A 26,099-nucleotide genomic window follows, 5' to 3' on the forward strand; every position below is an offset into this window, starting at 1 on the left:
ATCCGAAGGACAGCAGCCAAAACAAGAAAAACGCTTCTACAGCCCGAGCGAAGCGAGGACCGTCCTACAGCGCTCAACGCTGCACTCTGACACCGCACGTTGACGGTGCCAGGGGGATTGCTTGATAGTGCGCTACATGGAAGTCTTCTGCTCGGTGAGTGCTCGTGAGCGTCTGTAAAAGGTTGCACGGGACATCCCCAAGTCACGGGCAACCTGCGCTGCCGGCTCGCCGGCTGTGACCAGTTGGACGGCGTTTCGGATCTGGCTATCGGTAACCCGGCGGGGCCGGCCGCCGAGGTCTCCGCCAGACTCTCTGCGCTTGTTGAGGGAATCCATGACGCGTTCGCGCTTGATCTCGGATTCCATCTGGGCAAGGGCAGCCATGACCGTGAACAGCATTGACCCCATCGGAGTTGCTGTGTCGACGTCTCCTCCACCCAGGTTCAGTACGCGCAGCCCGGCACGCCTGCTACTGAGCTCATCAGCGAGGGCAAGCATGTTCTGGGTCGATCTGCCGAGCCTGTCCAGAGTCGTGATGACAAGGGTGTCTCCTTCGATCAGTGCCTCGATTGCTCGATCAAACTCGGGTCGTGAAGCGCGTGTTCCGGAGACACCATGATCGATGTAGAGGTCGTCGCGTCGAACGCCCGCGGCCAGTAGATCTGCCTGTTGCCGGTCGGTTGACTGCTGCCGTGTCGAAACTCGCGCGTAGCCGATAAGTTTCGTCATAGCCTGCCTCCACGTGTCGCATAACTAAAGGTCAGTATGCCGATTCCGCGAGTAGGTTTCGAGACATAGTTACGAGAATCTTTGGTGCCCTGAAAGGTTGCACCTACTGCGGAAATCCGGGATAGCCCGGACATCGGCATGAGACGTCTCGTATCCCAAAGGTTTCGAGACATTTTGCTGTTTAGACTTAGGGGCTCCCGTCACTGGGCATTTCGGAGGCACCTCAGCTCCACCCACCGGGATCCTGAACTGGTCCGACTCCGCAACCACTACCTTCCAAAGCAGCCAAAGCGCTGGCGGGTTCTGCGCGAGAAAGGCCTCTGGTTTCCCGTAGCTATGGTCTTTCGGTCATGCATGGCCCAGTATGTTCAGGGGAATGGGCCATCCGTCTGTGCGTTTCTGCGTGCGTGATTAGTGATGGCGCTTGTGGCTGTTGGAGGAAGCATGGGGCTGTGGGATGGGTCGGTGATCCCGGCCCGGGAGCAATTCGACTATTGGCAGGACATTATCTGTCGCGAGTTTGTGCCTTTGTCTGCGGTGAGGACCGGTCATGACTTCGGATTTGCGTCGAAGGTTGAGACTTCTCCGCTGGGTTCGCTGAACCGTGCAAGCATCGTGTCGAAAGCGCAGATCACACGGCGAGGTGCCCGTGAGATTGCCGCGTCAGACGAGGCGTATTTCTTCGTCAATCTTCAGATGGCAGGACGATGTCTCGCAAACGTCGGCGGCGTTAGTTCCGTGGTGAACCCTGGAGAATTCATGGTGGTTGACACCGCCGAGCCTTACGAGTTCGAGTTCAGCGGTGATTGGCGTATGTTGTCGTTCCGCGTCGACCATAGGGACATTGAGGACTATCTCTCGGCGTATCGGGATCGTCTCGGCGTCCCGGTCGGGCCTGGGGGTGTCGGCAGTGCTGTGACGTCATTGATGCGGGTGCTGGATTCGTTGTCGGATGAACTGTCCCCGGTCTCGGTGTCCTCCATGGTTCATTCTTTTGAGTCTGCTGTGGTGGCTGCATTGGCAGCGGCGCCGGGTCTTTCTGTGGACGCGGTGGGGGCAGCGCCTTTGCGTGCCGCTGTTCTGGACCATGTTCGGAGGAACCTTGGTGATGCCGGGCTTAGCGTGGAGCAGGTGAGCAGAACCTTTTCCATCTCCGTGCGCACTCTTCATGGGTTGTTCGAGGGGGCAGAAGATTCGTTCTCCAGGACAGTTCGGAATCTTCGCCTGCAGCGTGCACACGATGTGCTGTCCGATCCTTCGTGCACTGTATCGGTGACCGAGCTGGCCCAGTTCTCAGGTTTCTATGATCCGAGCGCCTTCACGAGGGCGTTTCGCCGGCGTTTTGGTGTGAGCCCAGTCGAGCTGCGGCGCTCCGTGACTGCACGAACTGCAAAGTAGGGGTGCACGCACTGCATAGAAAACGAGCCTGAAGCAGAGTGATATAGATCTCACCAATTAGAAAGCCGTGGACCATAGACAGGTCCGCGGCGGTTTGTGAGAGGCACTAATGACTGTTTCATTCACGCTCACACCTGAGCAAGAACAGCTGAAGATGGCTGCGCGAGGTTTCGCCCAAGAGTATCTCCGTCCGATGATGCACGGAGTGGGCAATGAGGCAGATCCCCTGCGTCGTGCGATGCTGCTGCGGCCGGTGTTCGAGAAGGCCGTTCAGGCCGGTTTCCTGAAGGCTCTTATCCCGGTCCCGTTCGGCGGGTCGGCAGGCAGCGGTGTGGATGCGGCGATTTTCATTGAGGAGCTCGCCGCCGAAAGCCCGGACTTCGTGATTTCCCTTGCGGGACCGTTAATTGCTCTTGCACCGGTCTACGAGGTCGGCACCATGGAGCAGATTTCGCGTTTTGTTGCACCCTTCCTGGCCGACTCCGGCGCGCCCGTTGCAGCGATGGCTTACAGCGAGCCTGGCGGAAGTGCTAACTTCGACGCCGAAGCGCCCGCAGACGGCGTCCGGACAACCGCCGTTCTCGATGGCGATGAATGGGTGATCAACGGTTCCAAGGCGTGGGCCTCCCACTTGGGTGGTTGGGACGGACAGGGCCCTGATCTGATGACCATCGTCTGCCGCACCGACAAGGGGGTTTCCCTCATCGTTGCCGAGCGAGAGCACCTTCAGGGCCACGTCACCGTGGAGGAATACTACGACCTAGCCGGGCTCAGGGGCTGCCTCACTACCCGCGTCACCCTCAACAACGTCCGGGTCCCCAAGGGAAACCTGTTGGGACTCGAAGGAGACGGGGTCCGCCTGACTCGCAACGCCTTCTACGCCAGCGGCGCCTCCATAGGCACCTTCGCCGTCGCAGCAATGCGACAGGCATTCGACATCGCCCACGAATTCGCGCTGGCCGAAAAACGCGGCGGACACGCCCCTATCATCCACTACCAGGCAGTGGCCGACATCCTGGCAGACGCCAAAGGCAAAATAGAAGCAACACGCCTGCTGTCCTGGCGCGCTCTGGACGCCGTACTACGCCAGGACCCCGCTGCGCCCGAACTCGCGCTGCATGCCAAGGTCTTCGGCTCAGAAACCGGGGTCGAGGTCATCAACGAACTCATCAAAGCCGTCGGCGTCACCGCCTTTAACCAAGGATTCCCGATCCTCAGGCACCTCATGGACGCTCTGGCCTACCCCATCATTGAAGGCGGCAACGTCGGCGTCCGCCGCCGTCAACTCCAGACGCTGATGAGCACCCCCGATTATGACCCGCTGTTCGCCTCCGGGATGGCATAACTCTTCGGTCCAACCCCTCTGCGTCTGGGCTGACGAGAAGAAACCTCGTCGCCTCAAACTTCATACGCGTTCCCTCTAATCCGAAGAGACTTAGGAAATATCATGAGTGTTGTTCCAGAGATGAAGCAGGCTTTGCTCGCTTCCGTTAGCGCTGCCGATAACGGCCGCAAAATCAAGGACCCGGCCACCGGCGAAACAGTCGGCTATGCCCCTCAACACGGGGTTAGGGACCTGCAAAATGCAGTCGATCTTGCCAGGTCGGCGCAGCCGGCCTGGGCTGATGCCGGGCATGAAACCCGCTCGGCTGCGCTTTTGGCCGCAGCCGACGCGGTGGAAGCCCACGCCGAGGAGCTGGCGCAGATCCTTTCCCGGGAACAGGGCAAGCCCCTGAACGGACCGAATGCACGATTCGAAATCGGTGCCTGTTCCGCATGGCTGCGGGCCGCCGCCGGCATCCCCCTGGAGCCGGAGACACTGGTCGATGACGGCGAAACCCGGGCCGAAGTGCACTACCGCCCGCTCGGGATCGTCGGGGCAATCGGGCCGTGGAACTGGCCCATGATGATCACGATCTGGCAGGTCGCTCCCGCGCTGCGAATGGGCAATGCGGTCATCGTCAAACCCAGCGAATACACCCCCTTGAGCGTTCTCGCCCTTGTGGAAGTTCTCAACACGGTCCTACCTGCCGGCCTCCTGACCGCCGTTTCCGGGGGACGGGACGTCGGTGAAGCCCTGGCCTCCCACCCGGCCGTCAGCAAGATCATGTTCACCGGTTCCACCGCCACCGGCAAAGCCATCATCAAGTCCTCCGCGGACTCCATCAAGCGCCTGACACTGGAATTGGGCGGCAATGACGCCGGAATCGTCCTTCCCGACGCAGACGCCAAGGCCATCGCCGAAGGACTTTTCTGGGGCGCCTTCATCAACACCGGCCAGACCTGCGCGGCGCTGAAACGCCTCTACGTCCACGAGGATATCTACGACGCAGTCTGCGAAGCCCTCACCGAAGTCGCCTCGGCGATGCCCATGGGTGTCGGGCTTGACGAGAACAACGTCCTGGGACCACTTCAGAACAAAGCCCAGTACGACATCGTGGAACGCCTCGTAGACGAAGCACGGAAATCCGGGGCCCGAATCCTCATCGGCGGCAACCCGGACACCGAGCAGCCCGGCTATTTCTATCCCACGACCCTCGTGGCGGACATCGACAACAACAACCCGCTGGTCGTAGAAGAACAGTTTGGCCCCGCACTACCCATCATCCGATACAAGACCGTCGACGAAGCCGTGGCCATGGCGAACGCACTTGACGTAGGGCTGGGAGCCTCGGTCTGGTCCCCGGACCTGGAGCAGGCACGTACCGTTGCCGCACGCGTTCAAGCCGGCACCGTTTGGATCAATAAGCACGGAGCAGTCGACCCGCGGATCCCGTTCGGCGGAGCCAAACAATCCGGCTATGGCTTGGAATTCGGCGTCGAAGGACTCAAACACCTGGCCCAGCCCCAGATCATCAACGGCTAAGGTTAACAAACAACACCCCGGGGGCGCAGCAGAGCATGCGCCCCCGGTTCGCCCAAGGAGCCACCTTGAAATACCCCGTCAACTCCTGCAGAGAATTGACCTGCGGTGACGAGATAGAAGCCCGCAACGGTACTAAGAGCTTCCGAGGTCATGTCGTCAGCATCCACGAACCCATGGAACTCTTCTGGGCGGTCGACACACTGGGGGAACCCCGCATTTTGGAATTCGATGAGTACTCAGTCTTCGTCTTGGATACCGCGCAAGCTCGGCCCTGGAAAGCAAGTGCCTGATCGAACCCAGAGGTGCTGCAGTGACCGTTGCAAAAAGCCGTGTCTCGAAACCTTGCTGCCTCAAAACTCTAGGGAAATGAGACGGGTACAGCCGGGGACCGGGGTTGCGGCCGAGTCCGGACTAGCGCCCCAAGCAAGCAGTGACTTAGGCGACCACTGGCAACCAAGATTGCTGCTCCCGCAGAGCTGACAATGTGGGCCGATTCCCCGGAAGGTTCTCCCCCGAGGTGTGAGATGGCGTCAGTCCGGCGGTGGCGTAAAGCGTGTTCAGTTGGCGGTAGAGGGTTCGGGCTAGGTATCGCTTGAGGGATCTGCGGATTTCCCGGTAGCTCCGGCCCTCTTGAGTGCGTTTGGCGACGTAGTCGCGTGTGCCAGGATGGTGGATCATCCGGGTCATGGTGATGGTGTGCAAGGCACGGTTAAGGCGCCTGTCACAGCCTCTGTTGAGTCTGTGCCGGACAATGTTTCCGCTTGAGGCTTGCAAAGGATTCACCCCTGCGAGTGAGGCGAAAGCAGCTTCGCTGCGAACCCTGCCTGGATGCGACCAAGCTGTCAGGACTGCTGATATTGTGACGGCCCCGGCGCCTACCATCTCCAGCAGCGGCGCGGCAGGGCTCTGCTGAATCAGAGCTGTCATCCGCTTTTGGTTCGCCGTGAGCTGGGCGGTTACTTCCAGGACACGGCGTGCCAACCGGATAGCTTCCTCGCGCGCGATCGATAGCTCTAACTGCTCCTGTCGTTCCCGCCACCTGGTAATTGTGGCGATCTGGGCCGGCACCAAAGGTTTGCGGGCGTCAATTCCCAGATCATGAGTCCGCAGAAGGGCGATGAGTGCGTTGACGTTCATTGTTCGTTCCCGTGTCAGCTGATCCCGGGCTGCACTTAGAATCCTGAGTCCGGCACGGGTTCCTTCGTCCTCCCGCGGAGTCCGGAGTTGGAACTCCTCCAAGCCTAGGGCCGCGGTTCCGATGGCTGTGGCATCCAGTGGGTCGGATTTGCCGAGTCCTCGACGGCCTCGGGCGTTCATTCGTGGTGCTTCGGCGACGTCATAGCCAGCGTCCGTTACTGGCCTAGCTAAGCGCGCCCCATATGAGCCGATACCCTCAACAACCCATAAACAGCCCATATCGCCGTCTGACCTTCGAGCTACCCAAGCAAGTGCGCGTGAAATCCCGGCCGAGGTGCTCGGAAACTGCTCACATGCGATCTGTCGCTTAGTGCTGGCCTCGATGATGGCGTACGTGTGGGTGCGGGCGTGACAGTCCACGCCGACGATGTACGGGCGGGTCTGCGCAACAAGGGTCAACGCGGCCACCCTCCTTTCATTTCGAACGGACAAGACAGGTCGCAGCACGACCGGCGCCGGACCTGGGAAAGGGTCACTCCGCGGCAAAACTGTGATGAGCCACAACCTCACAGGTTGGGCAAGCTTCTAATCAAGCCAACGACGTGGGACAGGTTAGCGCCGGTTGCTCCGCCCAGCGTGGACAAATCGGGGGAAACGCACCCTCGAGGGGCAATTGTTTTTTCGAGTCACACGCCAAGCAGAACGACCGGCACCAACACTGCCAGCTAGTCCCAGACCAGCCACGTAAAGACTCACAGTTGTTTTTTGGTTGCTGGCAAGCATGCTTGCTTGGCGGCCAGCGGAGCCCTGTCTACCCGCAGGGCAAGGGGCAGGAAATTCCCGGAGGAAATAAGCGACGAAGGAGCGCCGGAGGGAAATTCCTGCACCGCAGGCCCCGACTGCTTTTGGAGGGGCTAGACGGGGTGGAGTGGACGCCTACAATCCGGAGGACAGCAACCAGAAAACGTCGTAGACAAGCAGGTGATGACGGGCAGGAGCTCTGCGACGGACCGGCAGCACCCAACAGCCGGCCACGGAGCTTGCGGAGTGGACGCCCAAAAGGGTGCGAGCCCTGCGAGCATGCTTTCCCTGATCCCGCCGAACCTCTCCAGGAAGAACCGGCACCGGTTCGCCGCACGCACCAGGTCAGTGATCCCTGACCGTCGCGGGAACGGCGGTCCGTCGCCGGCAACCACCCACCCAGGCGGCCACCTGCGGCGGACCGCCCGCCCACACAAGGCGAACGGCCCACCAGCGCCTGTTAGAGGAAGGTGGGGCGGTGTTCTGCGGCGAATACGACGCCTACGGCTTCGTTGTGCCAGTCCAGTGCCGCGTATTGCCGGGTGGTGTCCAGTTCGGCCGGGTTCACACGGGCCTCGGTGTTGACGGCTTCGCCATGCCGCGGATGTGCGCGGCGAGGTCTGCGGCGGAGTCGGTGCTGTAGGCCACGGGGGACTTCTCCACGATCGCGGCGAGGGTTTCGAGGAAGACGACGGCTTGGGCGGGGCTGTTGGCGATGCTGCGCTTTTCGGTCATTGTCATTGGTCCTTTGCTTTGGGATTGGGGCCCTGCCGGGCGGTGGGGGTTCCGCCCGGCAAGGAGTCGAGGGGTATTAGGCGGCGGCTGTTTGGAAGACGGGTGGAATCCGGTAACGGCTGGGAAGCTCTGCGGCGGCTTCGGGCAGGTCTTCCGGGCCGTGGGCTTGTCCGTTCTTCCAGTGGAAGAACGCCTGTTCACTGATCGCGTCCCAGTACCGGGCCTTGGTCCGGTAGAACGTCGTTGTCACGTCGCCCTCGCAGTAGGTGGCCATACCGAACAGGTTGCCGATTTCATCCGCTGTGCGGATCCCGGCGACCATGACGTAGGGCCACTGGCCCAAGTCCCAGCCCTCAGACCCCCACCCGGGGATCACGGCCCAGCCGTGCTCTGAAATGAGCCCCATCCAGTCGTAGCCGTCGTTCATGTGGTAGTCGCCCAGCACGGTGACGCCGTCGATGGTTTCGCCGGTGTCCTCGGTGGTCACCGTCGTGGTGGTAATTGAATCCATGTGGTGTTTGTCCTTCTTGACCGAGAAGTTGGGTGGGTGGGGCGACCAATGGTGACCGGCCAGCTTCCCCTCTCCCCCCGTTGTTTTTGGCTGCTGGCGAAGCTTGCGGAGCTGTGGCCGACGGAGGCCTGTCTACCCGCAGGGCAAGGGGCAGGAAAATCCCGGAGGAAATAAGCGACGCAGGAGCGCCGGAGGGACATTTCCTGCACCGCAGGCCCCGGAGTTTACGGAGGGGCTAGACGGGGTGGAGCGGACACGTACAATCCGAAGGACAGCAGCCAAAAAACGTCGTAGACACAACAGGGACCGAGCACGGCGGAGCTCTGCGACATCGGGACCGGGCCCACCAGCCGGCCACGGAGCGAAGCGCAGTGGACGCCCAAAAGGGGCGCGATCCCTGCGAGCATGCCTTCCCTGAGTCTTGTCAGACTGGGTTGGTACGGTGGGGATGTCCCGCCTGGTTTCCCCCAATCCAGGCGGGACATTTTTGTCCCTTGCTCTCTGCTAACTTGCGGGCATGGATTTGAAATCGTGTGGATACTGCAATGAGCAAGTCGATCTCAGTGAACACCCCCACGTTCATGACCCAAAGATTTGCAAGCGCTGCAGAACGGAGCTTCCGGCTTCTGATTTCCAGCCCTGGCCTTCCAGCGCTGACGGCCGGCGGCATACTTGTCGAAACTGCGTTGCTGGTGATTCCGAGGAAGCCCGTGCTCAGAGGGCTATCCAGAAGGACAAACAGTTCCATGCAGAGAAGGAAAAGCTCAAAGAATACGGGTACCGCTGGAGGCGTCGTCCTGTCCGGTCCGGTCCAACTCCAGATTTTGTATGGGTTCTTTTGGACCCGCATGGGCGGGAGGTCTCAAAAGAAGCGGCTCTGCGGGCTATCGCAGAATTGGAAGCCCCCAGCCCGATGGATGACGACTTCGGCTACTTCTGAGCTGCGTCATAGCTACGGGTTTCACGGGTTAAAACCCGTAGGGCGGGCCGCCGTCTGGCAGACCCGCCCCGGGTCCGGTCTAGCTGCGGTCTTCCTTGAGGACGTTGGAGGTGGCGCGGTACGCCATGATCGAAGCGCCCAGTGCTGTGAGTGAGAGAACGAAGTTCACGATGGTCAGTGGTTCCATGAGGTTTCCTTATCGGTGAGTAGGACTTAGTCTGAGAAGGAGCCGGTGGCCGCAACCGAAGCGGTCACGACCACCGGATTTCGTAGCTACACCTACTTCCTTGCTTTACGCTCACGCTTCCGAGTTGCACCTCGGGAGCGTTTGCTTGTTAAGCGCGCGTTCCGCATGGAGAGTAGAGCGATGACAGCTGTCATCAAGCTCACGACCGAAGTCGCGAGCTTGATCGCTTCGTCGATGCTCATGTAGCCACCTCCTTCCTGCCCCGCCGTGCGAGGCCCCCACTGGTCCAGCCGGTCGAGGGTGGGCCGTCAACCCCGAAGAGTGACCGGGGAATCCCGCGAAATAAGGGAGCGCAGCGACCGCGTGGGAGTCTCCGGTCGCGTGGGTTGACGGGTCGGGCCCCCGGACGGCTACGATCAGTGGCCTTGTACGGAGAACAACCCAGCCACATGTAAGGCAAAGAAGAGCTCTTACAGGCCGAAGCGCAGCGAAGGTCCGTCCGGGTCCTTGGTCCTCTAGGCTGAGCTCATGGACGAGTCCATCCCGTCGGCACTGCAACCACCGGTTGCTGTTGCCCTGGCGAAGCTCGTCAAGGCTCTCCCCGGTCCTAATGCGCTCCCAGGTGCTTCCTACTACGAGCCCAAGTGGGACGGCTATAGGGCGGTCCTTGTCGTAGAGGCCGAATCCGTGACGCTTTGGTCCCGGCAGGGCAAAGAGCTCACGAGGGTTTTCCCTGATCTTGCCGCTGCCGCTGCGGCGCAGATCCCGCCCGGGTGCGTTATCGACGGTGAAGCCGTCATCTGGAACGGTGACCGTCTGGACTTCGACGCGTTGCAACGGCGGATGGTCACGTCCCGGGCAGCTCTGCCGACTCTCGTTCACGAGTTGCCGGCCTCTTTCGCGGCCTTCGACGTCCTAGCCGTCGCCGGGCAAGACATTAGGAGCGTGCCGTTCACCGGCCGCCGGTCCTTGCTCGAGGAGCTTGCCCGGGAATGGACCGCCCCGCTGAACCTCTCCCCCGCCACAACAGACCGGGACCTGGCACAGACCTGGCTGCGGGATTTGCCCGCCACCGGCGTGGAAGGGCTCGTGGTCAAGGGCGGAGCCCAGACCTACGAGCCAGGTGCCAGGGCGTGGTTGAAGGTCAAGCACAAAGACGTCACAGACGTGGTGTGCGCGGCCGTCATCGGCCCGCTGAACCAACCGCAGGCGATCATCGCCGGCCTGCCGGTCGATGGACAGCTGCGGATCGTCGGCCGCTCGACGGTGCTCTCAACGCGGATAGGGCGTGAGCTGGGCCGCCAGCTCCGACCGGCGCAGCCCGGGCACCCGTGGCCCGAAGAAATCACCGAAACCTCGCTGAACCGGTTCAGCAAAGACAAAGGGCCAGTGCGGCTGACGTTGGTCGAACCGTTCGTGGTGGAGATCGCGTCCGACGTCGCATGGACAGGCAAGTCCTACCGCCACCCAATCAAGCTGCTCCGCACCAGACCCGAGCTCGACCCCGCCGACGTCGAACTACCCCCGCATCTCAAAGACCGGCAACCCTGACCGTCGCGGTGGACGGGTTGTGCCCATTGGGGGCAGGTGGAGTCCTCCGCACAGCTCAAAGCTGTCCCCATTGGCCGTGCAAGCCGTCCACGCCGCCCGACGGGCGGCTATTTCGTCGGAGCCCTTGGAGTACAGTTAATCGAACATAGATTCGAATAAAGGGCGTGTTGTGGGCGTGATAGTTGGCCCCCGTGTGATAGATGCGGGACTCTCTCTGGTGACGGCTTTGCTGGCCCCCGTTGCGGTGGCTGCCGGCTATCCCTCGCCCGCCCAGGATTACTTCGACGGTCGGATCGACCTCAACGAACACCTGGTCAAAGACGTGACCAGCACCTTCATCGTCCGGGTGACCGGGCAGTCCATGGAGCAGGCCGGCATCAGCGACGGTGACGAGCTGGTGGTGAACCGGGCGTTGGAACCGAAAGACGGTTCCGTGGTCGTCGCGGTCCTCGATGGTGAGCTGACGATCAAGCGGCTGCGGATCACACCCTCGGGCGTGGTTCTGCAGGCCGATAACCCACGTTTCCCCGATATCGAGGTTCCGGCTTTGTCCGACCTGACGATCTGGGGCGTGGCCACGAGGTGCCTGCATCATGTCTAAGCCCGCGATGATGCGCCGGATGCAGGAAATCGCGCACGTGGACGTGAACTGCTTTTACGCCTCGGCCGAGCGCGCCTTCAACCCCTCCTTGGAGGGGAAACCGGTCATTGTGCTCTCCAACAACGACGGCTGCGCCGTGACCCGCTCGCCCGAAGCCAAGCGCCTGGGCATTGCCATGGGCGATCCGTGGTTCAAGCTACGGCCCCGGGCCAAGGAATGGGGGCTGGTGGCCCTCTCGAGCAACTACGAACTGTACGGGGACATTTCAGCCCGGGTGATGGAGCTGCTGGGCCGATACTCGGCCTGGTTGGAGGTCTACTCCATCGATGAGGCATTCCTTGGCGTCAAGGGCGAACCCGACCAGTTGCTGGAACTCGGCCGGGAGATGAAGGCCGCCTGCCGGCGGCACGTCGGCGTGCCGGTCTGCGTCGGCATCGCACCGACGAAAACCCTGGCCAAGCTGTGCAACAAGTGGGCAAAAAACAACCCCGCCTTCAGGGGCGTGTGCCGGTGGGAATCCGTCCCGGCCGAGCAGCGCGAAGCGCTCATGGCCAAGCTGTCCGTGATCGAAATCTGGGGCGTGGCCACACGGCTCACCAAACGCCTGAACGCGATGGGGATCTTCACCATCGCTGACCTGACCCGGGCGGACCCGGTAGCGATCAGGGACAAGTTCTCCATCGTCATGATGCGCACCGTCTTGGAACTGCAGGGAACCCCGTGCATCCCCATGGAAGAAGAACGAATCGGCCGGGACCAGCTGATCTTCTCCCGGTCCTTCTCCACACCCATCACCACCACCGCAGGGTTGCGGCAGGTCATGAGCGTGTACGCGCAAATGGCCTCCGCGCGGCTGGCCAAACACGACCTGCAAGCGAAGGTGTTGACGGCGTTCGCGGCGACGTCGCACTTCAACCCGAACGAAAAGTCCTTCCCGTCGGTCTGCCTGGCGCTGCCGATGCCAACGGCGGACCCGGTGCTGCTGACCCGGGCAGCGCACGCGCTGCTCCCCCAGGTGCACGAGGGCGTGAAGTACGTCAGGGCCGGGATCATGGTCACCGACCTGCGCCCGTCCGGGAACCAGAAACCTTTGGAACTGTTCGAAAACCCCCACGAGGAACGCGGCATCGGGATCCTGCTGGAGGACGTGTCCAAACGGTATGGCCGCGGCTCCATCGGCCTGGGCCATGCCGGCATCAAGGGCGGTCCGGACTGGTCCATGAAACGCGACATGCTCTCCCCCAGGTATACCACCCACTGGGACGAACTTCCCCTCGTCAAGGCCGCCTGACCGGCGCCACGAAAGAAAAGGAAACCACAAATGACCCTTGCGCCCGAAACACCCACGGCCCTTCGTGAGGTCGATGTCCGGTTCAGCCACGACGGCACACCGTTGGCGATCCGTCACGACGGCCGGATCTGGATGGTCGATCCCGACGTCCACACCGCGCACTGGTTCACCCGGGACGCATGGTGGGAAACCCGGACCCGGGCCGCCGTCGGCACCGGTGACCTGGTCAGCGTCGAGCACTGGCAGGTCCAAGCCAAACTCCCGACCGCCAGCGCAGAGCTACGCACCTTCACGCTACGGCGGGAACCGCTGGCCACAGTGTGGCAGATGGAGGCCATCAGCTAGTGCCCGCCGACCTGTACCGCTCCCCCATCCCAGAACAACTCTGGGAGCGGATCCGCAACGAATACAGCCTGCCCACCCTGGAACAGGTCCACGAACGGCTGACCGCCGTGCAGGAGGATCCCGACCCGGTGATGCAACAGCTTTTCCGCGTCTTCGTCGGAGAAGAGACGTACTGTCCTGGTTTCCAGTTCCGCCCTGACCTGTCCCTGGACCCGGCAGTGGTTGAGCTTTTCGAACGTGCCCTGGCGTTGAGGATCCCTCACAACTACTTTGCTCTCTGGATGATGGTCCCCTCCCCCGCCCTGCAAGGGAAACGGCCCGTGGACCTTCAGCACAGACGTGCAGCACCGGCGCTGACAGCAGCCCTCGAACGGGCCTTCACCTCGATGGCGGCCTAGGATATGGGAGTCAAAGTGACCCTGACCGTCGAGGCCTCCACCGGGGAACTGAGCCACGTCGAGGCCGAAGCACAGATCCCCGAAGGCTCCAGAGCTATTGCCATCCGCACCAGCTAACAGGCGCTCGTACCTGGAATCGGCGCAGCACATAGCCGCCTACGTCCAGCGAACCGGTTCCCTGCCCGCCTCCGATGGTCACAGCGGGAGTGAGACGGACCGCCTCGCCCGGGCACTCAATGTCCTGCGACATCAGAAACGGCGCGGCCGCCTCACGGACGAAGCGATCCAGGTCCTCGACGCGGCGTTCCCTGCCTGGTCGGACGGGACCACCCTGAAAATCGAACGTCAGTGGCAAGCCCGGGCGACGGAGTTCATCGAATGGGTCACCAAGAACGGAAGACGCCCACACCACAGCTCCGCGGACCCCACCGAACGGGCACTGTCCAGTTGGATCACACGGCAACGACGGCACGCCGCCAAGGGCCAATACCCAGCCCGGATCCAGGAACTCAACGCACGCATGCCCGGATGGGACCGCACCCCCGGCCCCAGGTCTTCCAGCTGAGGTCTCAGGCTATTTGTCGGCCCAACGTTCGTGTGCAGCCTGCCGGCTGATCCCAGCCGCACGGCCGATATCCGCCCACGAAGCACCAGCAGCCTTCGCGGCCGCGACCGTCTTATCCAGCCGATGGGCCGACTGTTGGTGCTCCTTCGCTGCTGCCTCCACGCCAAGGATCGCTTCGGACGGGGCAATGTGAACACACCATTCCGCCTGAATGGCGTCCTCAACCTCTCCCGAGACATCCGCTGCATCCCCCAAGGGGACGTATTCCCTGCGGGCTGCAATGTCAGCCTCTGCAGCTGACCCCACTCTGTGCCAGAGCTCGCCCTGCCAGCCGCACGTGCAAGCACCACGCCAGCTCATGATCAGATCGTCAGGAACGATCTCCTGGTCAGGGTCGAACTCCCCTGCTGGCTGGTATTCACCGGTGATTCCGTGGAAAAGTACTCCCGCCCCGGTCGAACTCCCTGAGAGCCGTCCGTCGGGTGCGACAAAAGCCACCCAGCCCTCGTGATTGTAGTCGTTTGATATCCAGCCCATGGCCTATACCTTCCTGTCAGGGTTTCCTGACAGGAAGTCAGTCGGTAGCCACCGACAATGACCAGCGCGGCCCAGATGTACGGCTGGATGGAGCCTGTAATATGCTGGGGAAATTTCTGCTTGGTGCGCTTTACATCATGAGTCAGCTAACTTAGGCCACCACGGTCTCCGGGGTGATCGATTCAAGTTGGCATGAGAGTGAGGCACGCTGGTTGTTAGCCCGGTTCCAAACGCAACGTTCGCCGATCTCACCAACAGGCATTTCGTTGGAAACCTGAACCGTGAAATACCCTGCCGACACTCTCGTCACCAGCACCCCGCACCTTTGGGCCGCTGCCACTGGAATGACCCACGAAAGGGCCCGACCAATCAACTCATCACGTTGGGTCGAGGTTTGCACCTGCACTTGAATCTGCACCCTTGATCCCCTGTCTTCGCCCTGAATATGAGTGGGGCAGGGACGAAGCGTCTCTGCTACGCCCCCACCCAACAGACCGTATGGTCTAGCCGATCACAGCTTTGGCTGCAGCTTCACCCATCCGAATTGCACCGTCGATGTGTGTGTAGCCAATGCCGGCAATGTCAGAGCATGCGAAGTGAATATTGCCTACGCTTGAGCGGATGTTGTCGCGGTATCGGGTAAGTCCCCCGATATCAAAGCTCGTCCCATAAGCGCCCCGGGTGTACACCTCGTTGACCCAGTCGCTCTCGTAGTACACCGTAGGGCTCACCGCAGCGTCTCCGAAGTAGGCAGCGAATGAATCAAGAATCGCCTGTTTGCGGGCCTCCGGGCTCTTCTCGTACAACTCGTCAGCTACATGGTCAGAGACGAATCCTACGAGCGTTCCGCCGTCGTAGCCAAAGGGCGTGTTGTCGTATGCTTCATGCACCGTTTGGTAGGGGCTGAACGCGGTTCCAGAAAGCCCTTGGTCTCTCCAGAAGGCCCTGCGGTAAAACGCTTGAACTTTGATGACTTGACCACTGGATAGGTGCTGGGCCATTTGTTGTTTTACCGACGGCAAGGCCGGTTCGAAATCGATGCGCGAGAGCAAGTGAGGGCCGAGGGCGATGATGATACTCGAGGCACGGACCCTGAGGTTCTCAGAGGCTACCGTGACGGTACCATCAATGCAGGTGATGCTCTTGACGTCGGTGTTGAGATGCACCTTATCGAGTCCAATGTTTTCAGCGAGTAGTGTGGGCACCTGGTGCATGCCACCCTTGACACGTTTGTCCAAAATGAAGTCTGGATCGACAAGTTCCTTGAAGCCACCGGCGCTGGCTGCCATCATCAGCGCCTGCAACAGGGAGAATGCGTACGCCGGTTTGGTCAGCATCGCCCCGGCAACAAATAGAGCTACGTTGTCCCGCGCCTCCGCGTCCTGGGTCTGTTCCAGCAACCACGTGTCAAAAGAGATGGCATCGTAAGAGCTGGCCATCGAGTGGTCCCATGGTTTCAACGGGTCGATTTCATGTGACATCTCGTCGAGGACATCGATGATCCTGATGATTTCGGCTTCGGTTTCCGGGCTGGCAGGGAAAATATCTCCCTCGTACCGCCGCACCTGACCTTGAGGGTTGACGTAGACGTTCTTACCTTCCCGGTAGCGGGAGTACGTTTCCAATCCAAGCTTTTCCAACAGTGCCAGCAGTTTTTCCTGGTCTGGAGCAATCCACTGTCCTCCCACCTCCACCAGGCACCCGTCGTGAATCTCGCTCTTGACCCGGCCCCCCACCCGGTCTCGCGCTTCGAGCACCAGCACATCGAGGCCTGCGGCGGTTAGGGTGTTCGCTGCCGTCAAGCCCGCCATGCCGGCCCCTATGATCACTACGTCGGTCGACAGTTCTTTCATATGCGTGTCCTTACTCATTTTGTGGTCAATGCAGATGGTCAGGGGGCGTCTAGTCGCTAACTACCCGATACAGAGTGCTGTTACGGTTGACTGCGCCACGGATAAACCCGCCAGGACTGGCGGCGACGGCAGAAAGAAACTTCACAGTTTCTTCGGTGATTTCTTCCCCTGGAAGCAGATTGGGAATGCCGGGCGGGTACGCGGCCAGGGTGTCCGCCGAAATGCGGCCCGCGACTTCCGACGCGGGAACAATCTCGTGCTTTTTCATGAACGCATCCCGGGGTGACATCAGTCGTCGGCCCGCGGCAGGGATGGGGATCCCGAGCTCAGCAAGATTTGCCGTCGGAGCGGTCTCACGGCCCAGGACCACCCGGGCGTGTTCAATGCTCTGCACAATGCGGGCAGCATCTGGCATCGCACCGGCTCCGATCAGCGCTACGACTGAGTTATGCGTGGAGGCCTCGAAGTAAACGCCGTGCTCGTTCGCGACGTATTCCTTCAGCTCATGCCCTGAAATTCCCGTGCCGGAAACGTCAATGGCCACATGAAGCGGGTCGTGCGTCAGGATATCGGGAAACGCCTTGAATGACTCTTCAACGAGTTCAAGGTAGTCGGTTTCTCGTACGAGCCGCCTCAGGGATTCTGCGGCCTCGACAGATGCGTCGATGCGCTTTTCGCCGTTGGCAAGGAAATGGCGAGCAATATCCAGCGAGGCTAGAAGCCATGTGTTTTCGGACGTGGACTGGGTGAGTCCGAATGCGCGATCGATCAACGGTTCGAGTTGGTCAGCGTAAGGCCCCTCTGCAAGATGGAGCATGGCCGATTGCGTAAGGCTCCCGCCCAGTTTGTGTGTACTCGAAATAGCAAGGTCGGCTCCGAGATTGATGGGATTGTCCGGAACAGAGCGGCTGAACCCGAAGTGCGCACCCCAAGCTGCATCGACAATGAGGGGCAGGCCATGCCGGTGGACTACTTCAGCGATCTGTTCGATGTTTGCCACCGCACCGAAGTAGCTAGGGCTTATGACGTACACCGCAACGGGGCGTTCGCTAAGTTCGGCAAGCCGTTGGTCGACTGCCGCTGCGGAAACCCCATGAGCGATACCGCGCTGGAGATCAAGGCTTGGCAGGACGAATTCAGGTGTCAGTCCGGATAGGACCAGACCATCCACAAAAGAGCTGTGGGTGCTCCGTTGGGCCAGCAGATGTTCGCCCAGCCCCCGCAACGCTAACGCGGTGATCCGGTTGCCTTGTGAAGCGCCGTTCGTCAGGAACCAGACTCGTCTAGCGTTCCAAGCCTGCGCGGCCAACATCTTCGCCTGGTCCAAAGGGTTCCCGGCGCCCTTGTCGAGTCCCGTGAGGAGAGGCGTGAAGTCCTTGTGGAAGGGTTTTGACTCAATAAAGTGCTGCAGCTTTTCAGGGACACCACCTCCCTCGGCGCCATGCCCGGGCACAATGATCCGCACTAAATCTCGCTCGCTGAAAGCGTTTAGCGCATCTGCATAGGGTGTGAGGCTTTGATTCATGATTCCATCCATGGGCCAGCGGCAGTGCCGAAAGGTCGTATCTATCAAGTGTAATAGACATTACACTTGATAGAACAGCCGGTCTAGATGAAACTTTTGTTAGGTGCTTCGGAGTTGGTAAAGCAAGGAAGCCCGGCCGCTGGCCGGGCTTCCTGTAGGACTTCAGAAAATCAGAGCACCGACTCCTGGGACTCGGCTGAGGCTTCTACGGCTTCGAGTCGAGTGCGGCCCCTTTCTCCTAGACCGTCAGTGACGGCAGCAATGAGCGCCTCCGTAAGAGCGGTCGCCGGCACCAATGAGTCAAACGGCGATGGCGCTTCAACGCGGCATGTTACAACGATGTCTGCGGACTTAGCGATGGGAGACAACCAGTTATCAGTCATGAGCGCAATCGTGGCACCCTTGGCGCGCATGGCTCCGACAAACTGTGCCGTGACTTCGTCGTAGCGGCGGTAATCGTAGGCGATCAGCAGCGTAGATGGCCCAGCGTCCGTGACGGCAGCCAGGCGGGGTAACTCATCGCGAGGTATGAGTTGGATCCGAGGCCTTATCAATTGAAGGTGACTGGCGAGGTAATCCGCGAGTAACCTGCTGAAGCGGCCCCCGACCACCCTTACTTCGCGCGACTCATCGGCAAGGAATCGCACCAATCGCTCGAACTCCCACCGAGACAACTCGGTGAAGGAAGCATCAATGCTGGAATGAAAGACATCCTTTGAGCGGTCCAGGATGTCCCCTTCGGAAGGGGAAGCCTCGTACTGCTTCAAGGGTGATCCCATACCCTCGTTGATCTCGTGCACCAAAGCCTTTTGAAACTCAGGAAATCCTGTGTAGCCCAGCCGGGTCGCAAACCTGAGTACTGTAGGAGGGCTTACCCCGGCGTCGGTAGCTAGTGATGCAACAGTAGCCAGGCCTGCCGCAGGATACGAAGCCAGCAACGCTCTGGCCACTTTCCGCTCACCCTTGCTCAACGTGTCCATGGATGCCGCTATCGTCCGTTTTAGCGATCGCTCGGAATGTATCTCTTCTACCTGCACAGTGTGATCCTACCCCGAAGCATTTCATTTCTGGACTATCTGTTACATATTCGCTGTTATAACCGCGGTCGTATCCTTCTCAGTACACGAGCAACCCCGGCCAGAACTGAAAACTGACAGAAAGAGACCGGCCAAGCTGCGAGGGTGGGCGGGGCAGGTGATGTTATCGGCGTAGGAGTAGTGGGCAGCGAGCTGCAGTAGTGATCGCATCTTCCCTCCGATGGTTGGTCGCTCTTATCTCGATACGACAAGCCTGTTCATTGTGCATGGGTCGGACTGCACTCGGACCGGTCAGTATTTCCACAAGTGGAGGTCGATCCGTGTGTCCTTATCCAAGGCAGAAAATTTCTCCTGCTCCTGGGCGTGCACGGCAACGAACGCCTCAACAAGGGGTCCGCCCAAGGCCTCCCTCATCACGGTGTTGGCCTTGAGAAATTCCAGGCCTAGCTGCTGACTGGATGGCAGTTGTTCAATGCCTTTCTCGAGCCGGTCTTGGACCGGAACTAGGGAAGGATCAATTACTACGGGTGGTTTGAGTTCCACCTGGTTGATTACGCCGTGCTGGGTTAGTGCCAGAACCGTCGCCACGACAAGATAGGGGTTCGCCGCCGGATCAACAATCTTGACCTCACAGTTTGCGGAGCTATCACCGTATCCGGTTGTGCCCTTGATAAAGCGCAATGCCGCCTCACGGTTTTCCAGGCCCCAGCAGGCCCATGCACCGGACCACATACCTGGTGCAAGCCGGTCGAAGCTCAGCACGCTGGGAGCGAGGAGGGCGGTGACGCTGGCCAGATTCTCATGGAGCCCGGCGATCATGTGGGCGCCGGACTGACTCATATTGAACGGAAGGTCGCCGTTGCTAAAAACGTTTCCCTTGCTGGTGCTGGCTGAGAAGTGGAGATGGGCGCCGTTTCCGATCCCGTTGGAAACAGTGATCGGCGAGAAAGAAACCATGAGGTTGTGCTGCAAAGCTACTCTGCGAGCGATTAGACGCACAAGAACGGAAGTGTCGGCGGCCTGAACAGGCGACGATGGCGCTACGGAAAGCTCAAGTTGGCCTTTGCCATACTCCGGATGGATTTGTTCAACCTTCACCCCTGCGTATTGCAGGTCATGAAGGAGGTCCAAGAGGAAGGCTTCAAGCTCCAGGAAAGCGGCTAGACCATATCCTGGTCCGTCGTGGCCAAGCCTGAGTCCGCTTGCATCACGTTTGAAGACCGTAAATTCATATTCGAAGGCCATCAGGTACTCATAGCCGTTACGTCGCGCGTCTTCATCAAGCCTGCGCGCCGCGGAGCGTTGGCAGGTGGGCATCGGTGACAGCTCTTGATCCAGTTGGTCCGCTGGAGCCCAGCTGAGGTGTGGTGTCAGAGGTACTGCCGCCTCCAAGTCGGGGACGAGCCGCATATCTCCTACCGGTGAGGAATCGTTGATCACCGCGATGGAGTCGTCAACGCAGATCGTGGCAAAGGCTGGCGACAGGCCAATCCCCTTCTTGGACACGGACTCCACCCTGTCTGCAGGCAGCAATTTAGCGCGGGATACTCCCGCGTTATCCACGATCGTGGTCAAAAGATCAGTCTGCGGGAGACTGCGGTCCTGGTGGTTCATGGAATCTCTCTGTTCAAGCTGAGGAGGTCGTCGACTTCCTGGGGGATGGTGAGGTTTTGTTGTGCAGAAACGAACCCGGCGAGAAGTGCTTCGGCGACATGACCGACGGCTTCATCCGGGGGAAGGAACTTTGAATGATGGAGGCCAGGTTCATTGGCTGCGCCGGTTCCGACTCCGACGAAGATCATCGCTGACGGGACTACCTCGCAGTAGTAGGCGAAGTCGTCTGCACCGCAGGACCTCAGCTCCGTGTCCATGTCGTTACCGAGTTCATAGAGCATTTGCTTGGCTCCGTGGATCAGAGCCTTGTCGTTATCAAGGACTGGTTCTCCGTCGGAGATGATCACTTGGGACGAGCACCCATAGCCGGCACTGACGCTCTGGGTGATAGTGCCGATCAGTGTCAAAATCTGTGTGCGTTGCTTGCTTGAAAATGAGCGGGCAGTCCCCCTGAGAACAACCTCGTCCGGAATAACGTTGGCGGAAGATCCTCCATGGATCGAGCCGATGCTTACAACGGCTGGCGTCATGGGGTCTGCGGTGCGGGAGACTATCTGTTGAATTGCGCCCACTACAGCCGCTGATGCCACGACTGGGTCTTTCAGCAGATGTGGGTAAGCGGCGTGGCCGCCGTGGCCGGTGATTCGGATCTCGAATTCATCAGCCGAGGCATTAACGGGGCCTTCGGCGGCGGAGACGTGTCCTGCGGCAAGCCGTGGCTGGGTATGCGCCCCGATAACCGCACCGATGTTTGCTTCCTGCCACTCTCGTGCTGCCAAGAGGTCGACGGCGCCGCACGGGTAAACCTCCTCCCTGGGCTGAAGAAGAGCTACGACTGGCAGCCCGGGGGCGGCGTCTCGGAGCGTGAGAATGGTTGCATAGAGGGCTGCCATGTGTACATCGTGACCGCAGGCGTGCATCGCACCATTTGAGGAGGCCCAGCTGACATTCGTTTCTTCAACGATGGGGAGCGCGTCCAGTTCGGCGCGCAAGGCCACCGCTGGCCCCTCGTCCGGGCCAAACCGGAGGATGCGCCCGTCCGCGATGGAAGGTGCACTTGGCCTCCCAAGAAGTGCAGCCAGCTTCTCTGCTGTCTCGGCCTCCGTGCCTCCCACCCGCGGGTCGGCATGCAGTTCCCGCCGTAAATCAACAGCGGCTGGAAGGTGACGTTGCAGCGCTATGCGGAGTTCGTGGACGGTGGGTATATATGTCATAGGGAGTACACCCGTTCTGCATTCCCGTGGGCGAGGGCGATGATGTAGCGTTCCGCATCTTTTTCGCCGAGTACCCCCTCAGAGACCCATTCGGCGAAAATTCGTCCGATGGCGCGGCGCCAGAGGGCCACATTGCAAAGGTAGAGTTCCGGAAGCCCGTACGCGTCGCTCGAGAAGAGAATTTTTCCGAAGGGTGCCAACTCCAGCGATTCACGGATCAGGGAATCAGAGGCAAAGCCAGTAAAAGCCATTGCAGCGCCCGTATCGAGGTACACGTGCGGATACACCTGCGCCAGAAATGCTGCTTCACGTTGAAAGGGGTAGCAATGAAGCAGCATTATGCTGGATCCGCTGGTGCGGGTGCGACGGATGAACTCAGTCATGCGTGTGGGGTCACATCTGTAGAGGTTGATGTCCGAATCGCCGTACCCGACATGAAATTGTAAGGGGCGGGCACGGTCTATAGCCTCCCAGATGAGGTAACGCATCAGTACCGGGTCCGCGAGCCGCCCGTTCCAAGCACCCGCATCGCGCTCTACTAGCAGAGCGTCAATGCAAGCGGAGACCTCGTCAGGAGTGGGTCGTTCCGGATCAAAATCGAGCCCGTAGCGGTAGGCAATTATTGATTTAAATCCCCTGCCCTTGAGGGCAGCTTCATCCATGGCCGCGGCCAACCTTTGAATGAGGTCGGGGGCGGAGGTTGCTGTTGGAATGAGAGACTCCGCGATCACTTCAAGTCGTGCCACGGTCTCACAGGGGATTTCACTCACAGCCTCAAGTTCCGGGACCGTCAGCATCGCAGGGTGTGAAGCTCCGGTTTCGATAAGGAGCCCCTGAATTCCCGTGGCAGCAAACAGCCGCTTGTTCACTTCCGCGGCACCCAGTTCTGTCCTGGCAGCCATATAGTCTGTCGCAGATGAATTGGGTGCCAGTCCCAGCAGAGGCGAACACAGCGATCGAACAGCGACCCCGACCGGGGAGTCAAAGTTACTGATACCGGCGGGCGGGGCCCAATCCGACTCCGTAAGCAACGACTCGACGTCGTCCCGCACTAGGTCGTTCCCCATCACGCTGTGACAGTGGTGGTCAACCAGGGAAACCCTGGTTGCCAACTCGAGTTCGTATATCACCACTTATTCCTCACATTGAAAGTTCTATTACATGTTCGAGGAGCTAAGGCACGTCCGTAAGCCAAATCCTCACAGGAGGCAGGATCAGCGGGCCAGAGGTCGCAACTGGCGGATGGGCTCTAGCCTAGAAAACAGGACTCGCCGTATCGATCGTTACGTTTTAGCTCAAATTTGGATATCTGTAATGAATCTTACTCCATGTAGCTCAGATCACAAGCCGTGCGCGGTTCCGACTCTGGCCGTGCGAAACGCTAAGGCTGGTTGTGGCCGAGCCTTCGCTTCAAACGCGAAGGCCCCCCGGACCTGACGGTCGTGGGGAGCCTTCACGCCTCCTTGGTGTATACCTTTAGCCCCAGCCAGGAAAGGCCCGTATGTTCGCGGGGTCCACTAGGCCTCTTGCTGCATCCGCTAGTGCTTGATTCAATCGAGCAAATCCGTCTTCCAGTTCTGCTTCAGTGATTATCAGAGGTGGGGTGAGTTCGATGACGTTTCCGGCAGGCCCCACGCTTATGGCGGTGACGCCCAATTCCCAGGCTCTGTACAAGACCAAGGAAGTAATGGCGGCTGCCGGCTGCCCGTTTTCGGGCCGGAGCTCGATACCGCACACCAGGCCCTGGCTTCGAACATCCACGACGAGGTCATGTTGAAGGTAGAGATCCTCCAGCTGTTTCGCGAAGAGTTTCCCCTTCTCGGCAACGTCTGCCACCAAAGTCGTCGTGCTCAGAACTTCGGTGACTGCTATAGCGGCCGCCGCACCTACTGGATTGCCGGAGAGGGTGAGGAGTGAGGATGCCGGCTCGGCTCCGAGAATCTTGCGGGGTCCTACCGCAGCGGAGATGGGCAGACCGCCACCTAAGGATTTCCCCAGAGTCACTACGTCGGGTTCGATTCCAGCGTGCTCAAAGGCGTGCAACCTGCCGGTTCTACCCAACCCCACTTTGACTTCATCGACCACGAGCCAGGATCCATAAGCGGTACAAGCCTTCCTGACCTTCTCTAGGAAGTCCTGCGGAGGGAATACCAGCCCTCCGTCACTTAGAACCGGTTCAATGAACACCGCGGCCACGTCCCTACTCGCCAGTGCCTTTTCGACGGCACCAGCATCCCCGTAGGGCAATAGGACCAGTTCAGGGTCTGCTTCTGTGGCAGGATTTGCCCAAACACCTGAGATGTCCTGGGCCGGTCCAATGCCCCCATGATACGAATGTTCGAACGCAACGATGACCGGCCGGGGCGAAGCAGCTCTTACTCCTCGAAGAACTGCTGAATTTGCATCCGATCCCGATAATCCGAGGTAAACACACCGGTTATCACCTTTGGTGGGGGTCAGGGACAGGAGCTGGGCAGCCAGGTCGACAGCATAACGATGAGTGCCGAGCAGAACTCCCACACCCGGCATGGTCCTTACTGCCTGCTCAACGGCTGAGATGACTGCAGGGTGCGCGTAGCCTAGGCCTGCTGCACTGCCGCCAGCAGAAAAGTCGATGAGGATCCGTCCATTTTCGTCAACAAGCTGGCTTCCCTGCGCGGAATTGACTGCGAGTGGGGAAAAGCGAAGCAAACCGCAAGAGGCAAGAACCTCCTGATCCCGTTCATAGAGTGTCTTTGCACTCACAATTTGTCCTGGCCCGTACCTGCTTCATTGGAGGTTGCCGAAGACGCTGCGCCGAGCAGTGGTGCACTGGGATTTTTCGCGTCGCTGTCCTGCTGTAGGGAATCCTGCTGGACCAACCTCTGTCCGATCTTCCGGGCCAGCGTCGGAGCGAAAATGGCGATGGCCGCACCTACCAAGCACCAACCTCCGGCAATCCACGGGAAGTAGCTGAAGGGAGGCTCTTGGCCGACAGCCTGGACAAAGTAGACGTACATCAGAAAGCCAAGTCCCAGCAACGGAATCACAACTTCCCATTTTGGGATGCCCCCGCGACCGGACAAGATATAGACCACGACCCCGATGATCGTTGTCCCGTACGCCACCAAAAGGCACAGAACCGCGATGGTAGCCGTCCAATAGAAGGTATCAAAGGCCGTGACGCCTGCGAGCCAGTGTCCGACGGTGATGGCCAAGCTCAGGACGGTAGCTATCACCACTGCCGGACGGGGAACTCCCGTCTTTTGGTCAACCCGCGCGAGAACCGAAGGTCCGAACCCATCCCTGGCCAATGCAAACAACAGCCGTGACGCTGCAGCAGTAGAGCTAAGCGTTGAGGCGAACGCTACGGCCGCTGCTGCGAACGCGAGGATCAGGGCGTATTCCTTTCCTATATACATGCCAGCCAATGCTGTAATCGATGATTCAGAACCAGCAAAGAGTGCAACCCCTGTCTCACTGGTTCCGAACCCAATGGTTTGGGCAAACATCATGAATACGAAAATGGCGCCGCAGAGCACAACTGCTCCACCCAGGGCCATCGGAATCGCCCGTTTCGGGTTGTCGGTTTCTTCACCCAGAGAGGCGCAGGACTCGAACCCGGCCCAGCAAAGAAACGCGAACACAGTCGCTGCCATCAAAGAATCAAGTGGGACGCCTTCGGGGCTGAAAACGCTTAAGTCAATACCGGTCTCCACTGGTGCCTGCCCGGTGGAAACCTTGAACAGAATCACGCCGGCAAGTACGAGCATTAGAACAACGCCGGCACCGCCGATGTAGGTGAGCAAATGCGTCGTAAAGCGTGACTCCTTCAAGTTGCACACAACCGTCAGAACGGCAGCCGCCAGCGGCAAGAGTATCCAGCTGGGCTCGAATGACCACCCGGCTTCGACTACCCACGCTTGGAAGAATACGGAGCAAGCCGTCAAAGTACATGCGGCAAACAAGAGGTAAGTGCCCAGAAGGGCAAACCCTCCGATGAACCCGGCACGAGGTCCTATGGTGAGGCCGGCGAGGGCATACACAGAACCAGCATGGTTGAAACGACCGGTCAGGCGAACAAATCCGTAGGCGACAAGTGCAACGCCGACGAACCCAAGGGCAAAGACAAACGGTACGGCCTTGCCCACGAGTGAGGAAACGCCGATCCCGTTAAGGGAAACGGCCATAAGGGGGCCCATGAAGCCTATGGAAAGCGCAGCGGCTTCCCACGATTTCAGCTTCCTGCCCCGAGTACCGCTAACAGACATAACAGTCCTCTTTA

At 60.0% G+C, this 26,099-nt stretch carries 21 protein-coding genes and 1 pseudogene; 9 read left to right on the top strand and 13 right to left on the bottom strand.

Going from position 1 to position 26,099, the window contains the following annotated elements; genetic code table 11:
• Positions 1-132: 132 nt before the first annotated feature.
• Positions 133-729, bottom strand: coding sequence for a recombinase family protein (locus ACIQTW_RS20365; protein WP_402940882.1), 597 nt, complete (start codon positions 727-729; stop codon positions 133-135).
• A 444-nt stretch (positions 730-1,173) separates the two neighbouring features.
• Here ACIQTW_RS20365 and ACIQTW_RS20370 point away from each other — a divergent pair, with 444 nt between their 5' ends.
• From ACIQTW_RS20370 to ACIQTW_RS20380, 3 genes are all read left to right on the top strand, one after another.
• Entirely contained in the window at positions 1,174-2,127 is a 954-nt protein-coding gene (locus ACIQTW_RS20370; protein WP_402940884.1) for a helix-turn-helix domain-containing protein, read from the top strand.
• Between the two features lie 109 nt (positions 2,128-2,236).
• Positions 2,237-3,472: an acyl-CoA dehydrogenase family protein gene (locus ACIQTW_RS20375; RefSeq protein WP_402940886.1), complete on the top strand. Its 1,236-nt coding sequence runs from the start codon at positions 2,237-2,239 to the stop codon at positions 3,470-3,472.
• A 102-nt stretch (positions 3,473-3,574) separates the two neighbouring features.
• Positions 3,575-4,993, top strand: a complete 1,419-nt coding sequence (locus ACIQTW_RS20380; protein ID WP_402940889.1) for an aldehyde dehydrogenase family protein — start codon at positions 3,575-3,577, stop codon at positions 4,991-4,993.
• 549 nt (positions 4,994-5,542) lie between these two features.
• Here ACIQTW_RS20380 and ACIQTW_RS20385 read toward each other — a convergent pair.
• From ACIQTW_RS20385 to ACIQTW_RS20395, 3 genes and pseudogenes are all read right to left on the bottom strand, one after another.
• Positions 5,543-6,589: pseudogene (locus ACIQTW_RS20385) on the bottom strand (IS110 family transposase); the annotation flags it as partial.
• A gap of 906 nt (positions 6,590-7,495) precedes the next feature.
• Positions 7,496-7,672: a hypothetical protein gene (locus tag ACIQTW_RS20390; protein ID WP_402940892.1), complete on the bottom strand. Its 177-nt coding sequence runs from the start codon at positions 7,670-7,672 to the stop codon at positions 7,496-7,498.
• 70 nt (positions 7,673-7,742) lie between these two features.
• Positions 7,743-8,177: a hypothetical protein gene (locus ACIQTW_RS20395; RefSeq protein WP_402940895.1), complete on the bottom strand. Its 435-nt coding sequence runs from the start codon at positions 8,175-8,177 to the stop codon at positions 7,743-7,745.
• Positions 8,178-9,832: 1,655 nt separating this feature from the next.
• Here ACIQTW_RS20395 and ACIQTW_RS20400 point away from each other — a divergent pair.
• From ACIQTW_RS20400 to ACIQTW_RS20425, 6 genes are all read left to right on the top strand, one after another.
• Entirely contained in the window at positions 9,833-10,855 is a 1,023-nt protein-coding gene (locus ACIQTW_RS20400; RefSeq protein ID WP_402940897.1) for an ATP-dependent DNA ligase, read from the top strand.
• 169 nt (positions 10,856-11,024) lie between these two features.
• Positions 11,025-11,456, top strand: a complete 432-nt coding sequence (locus ACIQTW_RS20405; RefSeq protein WP_402940900.1) for a LexA family protein — start codon at positions 11,025-11,027, stop codon at positions 11,454-11,456.
• Positions 11,449-12,747 carry a Y-family DNA polymerase gene (locus ACIQTW_RS20410; RefSeq protein WP_402940902.1) on the top strand — a complete coding sequence of 433 codons (1,299 nt, stop codon included), beginning with the start codon at positions 11,449-11,451 and terminating at the stop codon, positions 12,745-12,747. The genes ACIQTW_RS20405 and ACIQTW_RS20410 overlap by 8 nt, the downstream gene beginning before the upstream one ends.
• A 30-nt stretch (positions 12,748-12,777) precedes the next feature.
• Positions 12,778-13,092, top strand: coding sequence for a hypothetical protein (locus ACIQTW_RS20415; RefSeq protein ID WP_402940906.1), 315 nt, complete (start codon positions 12,778-12,780; stop codon positions 13,090-13,092).
• On the top strand, positions 13,092-13,490 hold the full coding sequence (locus ACIQTW_RS20420; protein ID WP_402940908.1) for a hypothetical protein: 399 nt from the start codon (positions 13,092-13,094) through the stop codon (positions 13,488-13,490). Before ACIQTW_RS20415 ends, ACIQTW_RS20420 begins: the two co-directional genes overlap by 1 nt.
• A gap of 97 nt (positions 13,491-13,587) precedes the next feature.
• Entirely contained in the window at positions 13,588-14,055 is a 468-nt protein-coding gene (locus ACIQTW_RS20425) for a helicase associated domain-containing protein (RefSeq protein ID WP_402940910.1), read from the top strand.
• 9 nt (positions 14,056-14,064) lie between these two features.
• Here ACIQTW_RS20425 and ACIQTW_RS20430 read toward each other — a convergent pair whose 3' ends face one another.
• From ACIQTW_RS20430 to ACIQTW_RS20470, 9 genes are all read right to left on the bottom strand, one after another.
• Positions 14,065-14,592, bottom strand: a complete 528-nt coding sequence (locus ACIQTW_RS20430) for a hypothetical protein (RefSeq protein WP_402940913.1) — start codon at positions 14,590-14,592, stop codon at positions 14,065-14,067.
• A gap of 503 nt (positions 14,593-15,095) precedes the next feature.
• Positions 15,096-16,445 carry a flavin monoamine oxidase family protein gene (locus ACIQTW_RS20435; protein ID WP_402941064.1) on the bottom strand — a complete coding sequence of 450 codons (1,350 nt, stop codon included), beginning with the start codon at positions 16,443-16,445 and terminating at the stop codon, positions 15,096-15,098.
• A 49-nt stretch (positions 16,446-16,494) separates the two neighbouring features.
• Positions 16,495-17,970 carry an aminotransferase class I/II-fold pyridoxal phosphate-dependent enzyme gene (locus ACIQTW_RS20440; RefSeq protein ID WP_402940916.1) on the bottom strand — a complete coding sequence of 492 codons (1,476 nt, stop codon included), beginning with the start codon at positions 17,968-17,970 and terminating at the stop codon, positions 16,495-16,497.
• Positions 17,971-18,140: 170 nt separating this feature from the next.
• Positions 18,141-19,007: a MurR/RpiR family transcriptional regulator gene (locus tag ACIQTW_RS20445; RefSeq protein WP_402940918.1), complete on the bottom strand. Its 867-nt coding sequence runs from the start codon at positions 19,005-19,007 to the stop codon at positions 18,141-18,143.
• A gap of 291 nt (positions 19,008-19,298) precedes the next feature.
• Positions 19,299-20,621, bottom strand: coding sequence for a glutamine synthetase (locus ACIQTW_RS20450; RefSeq protein ID WP_402940921.1), 1,323 nt, complete (start codon positions 20,619-20,621; stop codon positions 19,299-19,301).
• Complete coding sequence (locus ACIQTW_RS20455; RefSeq protein WP_402940924.1) at positions 20,618-21,835, bottom strand: M20 family metallopeptidase; 1,218 nt, start codon at positions 21,833-21,835, stop codon at positions 20,618-20,620. Before ACIQTW_RS20455 ends, ACIQTW_RS20450 begins: the two co-directional genes overlap by 4 nt.
• Positions 21,832-22,704, bottom strand: coding sequence for an amidohydrolase family protein (locus tag ACIQTW_RS20460; RefSeq protein WP_402940927.1), 873 nt, complete (start codon positions 22,702-22,704; stop codon positions 21,832-21,834). Before ACIQTW_RS20460 ends, ACIQTW_RS20455 begins: the two co-directional genes overlap by 4 nt.
• Positions 22,705-23,311: 607 nt before the next feature.
• Positions 23,312-24,580: an aspartate aminotransferase family protein gene (locus ACIQTW_RS20465; RefSeq protein ID WP_402940930.1), complete on the bottom strand. Its 1,269-nt coding sequence runs from the start codon at positions 24,578-24,580 to the stop codon at positions 23,312-23,314.
• Positions 24,577-26,085 carry an APC family permease gene (locus ACIQTW_RS20470; protein ID WP_402940932.1) on the bottom strand — a complete coding sequence of 503 codons (1,509 nt, stop codon included), beginning with the start codon at positions 26,083-26,085 and terminating at the stop codon, positions 24,577-24,579. The genes ACIQTW_RS20465 and ACIQTW_RS20470 overlap by 4 nt, the downstream gene beginning before the upstream one ends.
• Between the last annotated feature and the right edge of the window lie 14 nt (positions 26,086-26,099).

This window comes from Paenarthrobacter sp. NPDC090517, from assembly GCF_044769165.1.
Lineage (GTDB): Bacteria > Actinomycetota > Actinomycetes > Actinomycetales > Micrococcaceae > Arthrobacter.

Excerpts from the sequence above, each read along its gene's own strand:
- ACIQTW_RS20365 (WP_402940882.1), bottom strand. The coding sequence starts at position 729 with ATGACGAAACTTATCGGCTACGCGCGAGTTTCGACACGGCAGCAGTCA.
- ACIQTW_RS20370 (WP_402940884.1), top strand. The coding sequence starts at position 1,174 with ATGGGGCTGTGGGATGGGTCGGTGATCCCGGCCCGGGAGCAATTCGAC.
- ACIQTW_RS20375 (WP_402940886.1), top strand. The coding sequence starts at position 2,237 with ATGACTGTTTCATTCACGCTCACACCTGAGCAAGAACAGCTGAAGATG.
- ACIQTW_RS20380 (WP_402940889.1), top strand. The coding sequence starts at position 3,575 with ATGAGTGTTGTTCCAGAGATGAAGCAGGCTTTGCTCGCTTCCGTTAGC.
- ACIQTW_RS20390 (WP_402940892.1), bottom strand. The coding sequence starts at position 7,672 with ATGACAATGACCGAAAAGCGCAGCATCGCCAACAGCCCCGCCCAAGCC.
- ACIQTW_RS20395 (WP_402940895.1), bottom strand. The coding sequence starts at position 8,177 with ATGGATTCAATTACCACCACGACGGTGACCACCGAGGACACCGGCGAA.
- ACIQTW_RS20400 (WP_402940897.1), top strand. The coding sequence starts at position 9,833 with ATGGACGAGTCCATCCCGTCGGCACTGCAACCACCGGTTGCTGTTGCC.
- ACIQTW_RS20410 (WP_402940902.1), top strand. The coding sequence starts at position 11,449 with ATGTCTAAGCCCGCGATGATGCGCCGGATGCAGGAAATCGCGCACGTG.
- ACIQTW_RS20415 (WP_402940906.1), top strand. The coding sequence starts at position 12,778 with ATGACCCTTGCGCCCGAAACACCCACGGCCCTTCGTGAGGTCGATGTC.
- ACIQTW_RS20430 (WP_402940913.1), bottom strand. The coding sequence starts at position 14,592 with ATGGGCTGGATATCAAACGACTACAATCACGAGGGCTGGGTGGCTTTT.
- ACIQTW_RS20435 (WP_402941064.1), bottom strand. The coding sequence starts at position 16,445 with ATGAAAGAACTGTCGACCGACGTAGTGATCATAGGGGCCGGCATGGCG.
- ACIQTW_RS20440 (WP_402940916.1), bottom strand. The coding sequence starts at position 17,970 with ATGAATCAAAGCCTCACACCCTATGCAGATGCGCTAAACGCTTTCAGC.
- ACIQTW_RS20450 (WP_402940921.1), bottom strand. The coding sequence starts at position 20,621 with ATGAACCACCAGGACCGCAGTCTCCCGCAGACTGATCTTTTGACCACG.
- ACIQTW_RS20455 (WP_402940924.1), bottom strand. The coding sequence starts at position 21,835 with ATGACATATATACCCACCGTCCACGAACTCCGCATAGCGCTGCAACGT.
- ACIQTW_RS20470 (WP_402940932.1), bottom strand. The coding sequence starts at position 26,085 with ATGTCTGTTAGCGGTACTCGGGGCAGGAAGCTGAAATCGTGGGAAGCC.